We start from the raw sequence: 3,251 nt of genomic DNA, 5'->3' as shown, positions 1-3,251 counted from the left end.
AATTGATTAGAAAAATCACCCACAAGACAAAACAGTTTGATCATCTCTATCTCACTCATTTTGGCCTCTTTCTTGAGTTTTTATTCTGGAAAACAAAATTTTCTAACAGAAAAGAGGCCTTTTTTCAACAAAAATCCCTCAGAGTGTAGCTCGCAGATAGCTTACGTTAAACTGGCGTTGAATTAACGTATTTTCATAACTAATCTAACAGGCTTAAGCACCTTCGTACTAAAGACCAAAGTTTCGTATTTAAATAATATCAATGAATACAAGTTTTCAATAATATAAATAAGGAAATAGATATTTGAAATTTAATTAAAAATTAATACACGTTTTATCTATGATAAATAAATAAAATTTTTATTTTAAATCAAATTAATTTCATTAATATTTAAATAATTTTTATTGATATAATATTATAAATTATATAAAACATAACTTATATTGAATAATTCAGGTGGTAATTTTGAATATATACAATTTAAGTTTTAATCGTAGGGATTTGACAGTCAATACGCATAATCTATCCTATAATTCCTCGAACGAACATTTAAAATTTTCTGGACGCATTGTTTTATTATGTAAAACAATTTTTCAAAGCTTCTTAAATCTCTTCTTTAATAATGTCAATCAAGTTCAACTTCAATCACAGTGGAGAGAAATTTTTTGGGGAACGAAAGAAGTTGCTGTTTATAACGGAGCTACAAATCACAGATTAGGTTCATTATTATCAAATTTAAATCCCAGTTCTTCTTCGCCAAGAACTCATCAACAAGGAAATAATTATCCTGCCGGTGAAAACAAACTTGTAAAAGACCCTTCAAACACTTTTACGGACTTAAATACTTCAAATAAACTTTCCTTAGAAAAAATTGAGCCAATAATTCAACCTTCTGAACTTTTGTTTTTACCTCAAGGTTTTAAACTGAGCTTCCAAGAGGGAACTTTTTTACATCTCTCAAATTCTCAACTGGTTTTGTTAAAGAAAAAATCACCTTATTTTAAGGGGCTTTGGTCAGAGCATTTTCAAGAAACTCTTCAAACTCCCCTTGCTTTGACCCAAAAAGAGTTTACTAATCTATTCTACTGCCTGCTGGATGCTAATTTTAAATTTCCCTTAGAAGAAATCTCTTCTCTCATTCAACTGGCCGATTATTATTTACTAACAGAAGTTGTGAAAAATTTAGAAAGACAGTTGCTTGATAGGTATAAATCAGAGAAATTTGAGCTATTTAATTCCAGCAAAGACAGCCTTGTAGAATTAAAAGAACTTTTGAATTTTGCCCATCAATATCACTTAAACGCTTTAAAAAATTATTTAGAATCCACAGTCGTGAGTGCCTTATTAAATCAGACGCCTGATTTAATGGAATTTGAAAAAATTATAAATTACTTCTCAAATGAGATAGAAGAACTTCATTTTTCAAGAAACGCTTATTTGATTAATACTCATCTGTTAGCGTTAAAAAATTGTAAAAATTTAAAAAAGCTTTATCTCCAGGATTGCTACAAGCTTACTGACGCTGGATTAGCGCATTTAACTCCCTTAATAGCTTTGCAGCATTTAGATCTGAGCGGATGCGGTAAGCTCACTGACGCCGGATTAGTACATTTGGCGCCTTTAGTGGCTCTGCAGCATTTAGGTCTGAGAGGATGCAAAAATCTCACTGACGCTGGATTAGCGCATTTAACTCCCTTAATGGCTTTGCAGCATTTGGATCTAAGTGAGAACAAAAATCTCACTGACGCCGGATTAGTACATTTGGTGCCTTTAGTGGCTCTGCAGCATTTAGGTCTGAGAGGATGCAAAAATCTCACTGACGCTGGATTAGCGCATTTATCGCCCTTAGTAACCTTGCAGCATTTGGATCTAAGTGGGAACAAAAACCTCACTGACGCTGGATTGGCGTATTTGACACCTTTAGTGGCCCTGCAGCATTTAAATCTTAGGCATTGCAGAAATCTTATGGGCGCTGGGTTGGTGCATTTGTCAACTTTAATAGCTCTAAAGAATTTGGATTTATCTGGGTGCATAAATCTCACTGATGATGGATTGACGCATTTGTCCCCATTAGCGGCCCTACAAGTTTTATATCTGAGTATGTGCAATATTACTGATTCTGGGTTGGCACATTTGACCTCCTTAGTGACCCTGCAAAAATTAAATCTGAGTTTTTGCAGTAATCTCACTGACGCTGGGTTAAGGCATTTATCACCATTAATAGCTTTAAAGCATTTGAATCTGTGCGAAGGCAGCAATTTCACAGACGCTGGATTAGCGCATTTGACGCCTTTATTGGCCCTGCAGTATTTGGATCTAAGCTATTGCGATAAACTTACTGATGCTGGATTGGCGCAATTTAAATTCTTAGTAAGCTGTGCTGTATCACATTTGAAATAACAATCTAAGTTTGGTTATACTGTTAAATTAGTCTGAATTAAAGCATTTTTACAACCAATTAACAAGCTTAAGCATTTTTCATACTAAAAATTAAAAATTTTGCATTTAAATTACATTGATTCTTACGTATTTTCAATAGGAATAGCCGTATGAATGTAGAAGAAGTAGATCTAACAATTAAGCTTCAGAACTTTTGTTTTGACCTTAAGAAATTAAATTAAGCTTTCAAAATGGAATTCTCTAAGTATCTCTAGATCTCAAATATTTTTGTTAAAGTAAAAATCGCCCTATTTTAAGAGTCTTTGGTCAGGAAATTTCCAAGAAACCCTTCAAGATCCTCTCGCTTTGACATAAAAAAAGTTTATTTATTTATTCAATTGCCTGTTGGATGCTAATTTTCATGTTCTCATGGAAGACTTCTTTTCTCTTATTCAATTAACTGATTATTATCAACTGACAAAAGCTGTGAAAAAAATTTAGAAGGACAGTTGCTTGATGGGTGCAAATTACAGAATTTGAAAAATTTTTAAATTACTTCTCAAATGAGATAAAAGTCTCAATTTTTTAAAAAACACCTATCTGATTACCACTCATTTCTTAGCATTAAAAAATTATAAAAACTTAAAAGTTTTTTATCTTCAAGGATATACTAAACTCACTGATGCTGGATTAACGTCAGTTTAACGTAAGCTATCTTCGGACTATATTCTGAGAGAACTTTGTTGAAAAAAGGCCTCTTTTCTGTTAGAAAATTTTGTTTTCCAGAATAAAAACTCAAGAAAGAGGCCAAAATGAGTGAGATAGAGATGATCAAACTGTTTTGTCTTGTGGGTGATTTTTCTAATCAATT

1 protein-coding gene is annotated in these 3,251 nt (G+C 32.5%); it reads left to right on the top strand.

Going from position 1 to position 3,251, the window contains the following annotated elements:
• Positions 1-466 precede the first annotated feature (466 nt).
• Positions 467-2,401, top strand: coding sequence for a hypothetical protein (locus BU804_RS09035; RefSeq protein ID WP_075883812.1), 1,935 nt, complete (start codon positions 467-469; stop codon positions 2,399-2,401).
• Positions 2,402-3,251 lie beyond the last annotated feature (850 nt).

Source organism: Candidatus Protochlamydia sp. W-9, assembly GCF_001950615.1.
Taxonomy (GTDB): Bacteria; Chlamydiota; Chlamydiia; order Chlamydiales; family Parachlamydiaceae; genus Protochlamydia; species Protochlamydia amoebophila.
This window is presented reverse-complemented; position numbering and strand designations above follow the sequence as displayed.